Annotated in this window: 6 protein-coding genes; 5 read left to right on the forward strand and 1 reads right to left on the reverse strand. The window is 56.5% G+C overall.

All coding sequences use genetic code 11. The features are described 5' to 3' along the window. Both SPH52_RS22350 and SPH52_RS22355 read left to right on the forward strand, forming a co-directional pair. Positions 1–477: hypothetical protein (locus SPH52_RS22350; RefSeq protein WP_411797257.1), on the forward strand; the 477-nt coding region annotated here is incomplete at its 5' end. Next, positions 474–773 (forward strand): hypothetical protein, encoded by a 300-nt coding sequence (locus tag SPH52_RS22355; protein WP_411797258.1) that lies wholly within the window; start codon positions 474–476, stop codon positions 771–773. The genes SPH52_RS22350 and SPH52_RS22355, both read left to right, overlap by 4 nt. 86 nt (positions 774–859) lie before the next feature. Here the strand turns inward: SPH52_RS22355 and SPH52_RS22360 are convergent, their stop codons facing one another. Then, on the reverse strand, positions 860–1552 hold the full coding sequence (locus tag SPH52_RS22360) for an MFS transporter (RefSeq protein WP_411797262.1): 693 nt from the start codon (positions 1550–1552) through the stop codon (positions 860–862). Here SPH52_RS22360 and SPH52_RS22365 point away from each other — a divergent pair. The 3 genes from SPH52_RS22365 to SPH52_RS22375 all read left to right on the forward strand — a co-directional run bounded on the left by SPH52_RS22365 (position 1536) and on the right by SPH52_RS22375 (position 4541). Next, positions 1536–2792: a DUF637 domain-containing protein gene (locus SPH52_RS22365; RefSeq protein WP_411797259.1), complete on the forward strand. Its 1257-nt coding sequence runs from the start codon at positions 1536–1538 to the stop codon at positions 2790–2792. The genes SPH52_RS22360 and SPH52_RS22365 overlap by 17 nt on opposite strands. Continuing rightward, entirely contained in the window at positions 2792–3115 is a 324-nt protein-coding gene (locus SPH52_RS22370) for a hypothetical protein (RefSeq protein WP_411797260.1), read from the forward strand. Before SPH52_RS22365 ends, SPH52_RS22370 begins: the two co-directional genes overlap by 1 nt. A 1129-nt stretch (positions 3116–4244) precedes the next feature. Then, a complete protein-coding gene (locus tag SPH52_RS22375) occupies positions 4245–4541 on the forward strand; it encodes a hypothetical protein (RefSeq protein WP_411797261.1) in 297 nt (98 codons plus the stop codon). Positions 4542–4736 lie beyond the last annotated feature (195 nt).

The raw sequence follows: 4736 nt of genomic DNA on the forward strand, positions 1-4736 counted from the left end.
TATGCATTGGGCACCCAGCGCGCTGCGGGATATTTTGCCACCGGGGCGGGCTTTGACGCGGCGGGCCAGCACGTGCAGGGCGGCGAATACCGGGTTGGCCAAACGCTCGCGGCAGGGGGCACGGCGCTGGTTTATGGTCCGCTGGCTGGCCGTAGCTTGTGGGGAAATGCCGCCATGGGTGGGGTCTCCGGGGGCAGTCATACTGCGGTGACCAATTGGATGTATGACGAAAATAAATCAGTGATACGGAGCATAGGCACGGGAGCAGTCGCTGGTGGGGGTGGCACATGGCTTGGTGATCGAATTAAAGGAAAGGCGCCGCTCATACCGTCTCAAGTCAGTATGCCGTATTTCCAAACACCGGCAACCTTTAGCGTGAATCTGCCATCGGCAGATGCTCTTGGAAATACGACACAAACCATCATCGGTAATATGCCTGCCTTGCTGCCAAGTGTCGACAATGAGGAGCGAAAATGATGATGCCGCGAGATATGGCGTGGTTAGGTTTTTTTAAGCGCCAAGTCAAGTATACCTTGGGTACTTTGGCGCTCTTCCTTTTCTTCTGGAATGGCGTGGTGATCTGGGAGTGGTTGTATGCTCTGTTCGGTGGAGAGTTGAGAGGGTATGGCCCAGGCGAACAGCGCTGGCATCGTGTTTGGGCCATGGGATTTTTGGGTATGTATCTAGTCGGATCCCTGATGGACTTAATTGCTGTTTGGCATTGGAATAAATACCCAGACAAGAGACCTCAGCTGAAAGAGGAGAGTAAGTAAACCAAGCTCTACCAGAGTATGGCCGCCCCACCCCCACCAAAAAAGCGGCGACCGAAGTCGCCGCCCTTTGATGAAGCCCAGCCGGCTCAACCCTGCTGCGGCTTGGCCTGTGCCGCGGCCAGTTCCTGCTCTTCGATCATGCGGTCTACCGAGGAGACGTAGTACTCCTCGTCGAACGCGCCTTCCGGCTCCTTCAGCCAGATCAGGCAGATCAGCCAGCTGAGGAAGGCGCCGCCGGCGATGATGTAGAAGAACTGAGTGGGGGTGACGAAGGTGAAGATGGTCAGGTAGACCACCGCTCCCACGTTGCCGTAGGCGCCGGCCATGCCCGAGATCTGGCCGGTGATGCGGCGCTTGATCGAGGGGATGATGCCGAAGGTGGCGCCCTCCGCCCCCTGCACGAAGAAGGAGGTGAAGATGGTGATGGCAATGGCGATGATCAGCGGCCAGTTGGAGTTGAGCAGGGCCATCAGCACGAAGCCGATACCGATGCCGAACATGTAGCTGAGCATGACGAAGCGGCGGTTGCCCATGCGGTCCGATACCAGGCCGCCCATGGGGCGCGCCACCAGGTTGACGAAGGCGAACGAGGCGGCGATCAGGCCTGCGGCGGCGGCGGTCAGCCCCCAGGTTTCCTCGAAGAACATCGGCAGCATCGAGACTACCGCCAGCTCGGCGCCGAAGTTGGCGAAGTAGGTGCTGTTGAGTGCCGCCACCGCCGCGCCCGGTATGGCCCCCAGCGTTGACAAGGCCTGGGGCGGGATGACAAATACCACCACCAACAGCGTCTCTGGACTGGACCTGGGCAGCCTAAGCGACATCGGTCGCTTCGCTGGCCATCGCATCACCCACGGCATCGCCAACGCCGGCCTGCAAACCGCCATCAACGGCGGCAGCTTCGAGCGCAACCTGGACGCTGCGCTGCAAGGCGCCGTGCACCACGTCGTCAGTGCTGTCCTCTTCAACGCCGTGGGGGACTTCAGCCATGGCCGCTACGCTGAAGGCAGCCCTGAGAAAATTGCCCTGCACGCCCTGGCCGGTGGTCTGGCCGCCGAAGCCATGGGCGGAGACTTCAAAACCGGCGCGATGGCCGCCGGGGCCAATGAAGCCTTGGTGGAGTACCTGGATAGCCAACTGGGCAGCCAATTGGGCAGCGACCCAGAAACGCGAACTCTCTTCCTGACCACCGCCTCGCAGCTGGTGGGTATCGTCGCGGCCGAACTGGTCAACGGCGACGTGTACCAAGGCGCCGAGATTGCCGCGCAGGCAACGCGGTATAACTACCTGCGGCACGATCAAGTCGATGCGTATGTCGATGAGCTTGAAGGCTGCGAAGCGCGAGGTGACTGTACCGAGATTCAGGAGAAATACCGGGCGCTCAGCATCGCCCAGCAGGATGAATTGATTGCACTCTGTGCCACAGATTCAGCGGCTTGCGCGTCAGAATACCAACACTTGGTCGACAATTCGGAACTGTTCCGCGAGGCGCTGGATGGTTTCGGTGGACGCGAGGTTCCGTGGCGGATCGGCTTGGATGCTGGTCCTCTATTGGGTCAGTATATGGAGGCGGAATCTGTCGTCTCGCAAGAAGGCTTTGCTCAGTTCCTCAAGGAACAGCATGGCTTGGATCTTGAACAGGCATCTGTTTTGTCTGCTATGGCGGCTGGGGCCGTAGGTCTGGGAGCAACCACATCAATAAGCTCTAAGGCACTTCGGGCTCAGCTGGCTGCGCAAGAGATATCCAGAGGGCATGGGTTTGAAAAGCACGTGATTCAACAAGGAGAGTTTGGTGGTCTTGGTATAAGGACTAGACAACAATATGCCAATCATATTGAAGATGTACTGCATAATCCAAGTAGTGTGCGTTACACAGTAGATGGTAGGGTTTTTTACTTGCAAGAATCTACTGGAACCGTTGTTGTAAGAGATCCCCGTGCGCCGGATGGGGGAACCGCATTCCAGCCAGAAAACTGGTATAGTTATGTTTCTCAGCTGCCAAGTAGAACGGAGCCTTATTAATGAGCGAAGTAGGGAAAAACCAATTGGGTGACTCAGGAAGTCAGTTGATGGAAATGCTAAAGAAAATGTTAGTAGAGTTGGAGGAGAGAGGAGATATTGTGCTTTGTGCAGGCACCCCAAATGAGTCTGCTGATTTTCTCTATTCTGAGTTGCGAGAGTTGATGCCAAGTGCACCATTGACTGTGTCAGAGCTATCTGGGCTAAGGGCGCTAACTCTTCATGCGATTCGGGATGTGCGCTTCTTTGATTGGGAAATGCCTACACTTACTGGCTTTAATGCTGAAGAGTTCGAAAAGATTGCAGAAAAATTGCCTAAGGGATGAGGGCATGTCGTATTCGGGTCAGTTTCGCCGAAGCCATGGGTGGCGACTTTCGCACCGGTGCCTTGGCTGCGGGCGCCAGCGAAGCGCTCGTCCATCATCTCGTCGAGAACGGTCGCACCAACCCGGTGCTGAGCAACACCATCGCTCAACTGGTGGGCATCGTTGCGGCGGAACTCAGCGCCGGCGACGTCAACGACGGTGCCTTCATCGGCGGCCAGGTGGAGAGCTACAACCGGCAGTTGCACTCCGAAGAGCGCAAGCTGGCAAGGGACTTGGCGGATCAGAGCGAGGGGCGCTTTTCCCTGGAAGAGATCGAGCAGGCGATGCGGGGCATGCATAACCTCGCAACAGGGGAGGCGCCCGGCGACAATATCTTTGTGCTCTTGCTGCCCGGGCTAGGCTCCGATGAGTTGGGCTATTACGACTTCGGTGGCCAGTGGGTTAACGTCACGCTGGCTGACGGATCGCAGGAGCTGCGCCAGGTGGTACCGAACGCGCCGCGTGAATTGGCCAATTTCATCATCCGCCACACGGGAGGGGAGAATTCTCCATACTGGATCCCACCCGTACAGACACCGAATGCGCGCGAGCCGCTGCTGCTTTTCCCGGGTAGTATCGCGATGGCGGCAGGGGTGCCCTACAACCTCAACGGTGTGGATACGCGCACACCCTTGCAGCAGCAGGAGGATATGGATGCGTTCGTGCGCGGTGTTNAGCACGTGCAGGGCGGCGAATACCGGGTTGGCCAAACGCTTGCGGCTGGTGGTACGGCGCTGGTTTACGGCCCGTTGGCTGGCCGCAGCTTGTGGGGCAATGCCGCCATGAGTGGGGTTGCCGGGGGCAGTCATACTGCAGTGACTAACTGGATGTATGACGAGAGTAAGTCGGTCGGCCAGAGCGCACTTTTGGGTGCGGGGGCTGGCGGGCTTGGCACCGTTGCAGGTGGGATAGTAAGAAAGGAAGCACAGATCTTGCCAGAGAATATAAAACTGCCGTATTTCCAGACACCCGTATCCATTAGCTTTTCTTTGCCCAAGGGAGATTCCATGGCTGATGTTGTCGAAACCACCATCAGTAATATGCCATCTTTTATTACCCTGCCAGATACAGCTGGTGAGAAGAGTCGGTGATGGAAAAGAATTATTTTGAATGGACTTCATTTGCCAAGCGTAATGGTAAACTTTTTGCTGCTTGCCTGGCGGGCGCTATTTTTTTCTGGAATAGCGTGGATATTGGAGAATGGGTGTATGCCCTTTTCGGAGGCGAGTTAAGAGGTTATGGCCCTCCTCAACAGCGTTGGCATCGCGTGTGGGCCATGGGCTTTGCCAGTATGTATGTATTTGGCACAGCAATAGGGTTGTATAATATATGGTATTACAGAAAACATCCTGAAGAGGCAGAGAGGTTAAAGAAGAGGCAAGAATAGCGGCAGGATGAGAAAACATATGAGGCCATAGATTCAACAATGTGCGCTTCCTTTATCGAGTCAACTGCCCCAGGCGAGATCGTGCATCGCGCTGAGTTGAGTAAGAAGGAGCAGGGTTATGCATTGCGACTGAGCCAAGTGGGGCAGGATGACTGCATAGAGAGGTTTGAGTCTGAGCAGGCGGTGAAACAGTAT

This window comes from Halomonas sp. A29, from assembly GCF_046723295.1.
Taxonomy (GTDB): Bacteria; Pseudomonadota; Gammaproteobacteria; order Pseudomonadales; family Halomonadaceae; genus Halomonas.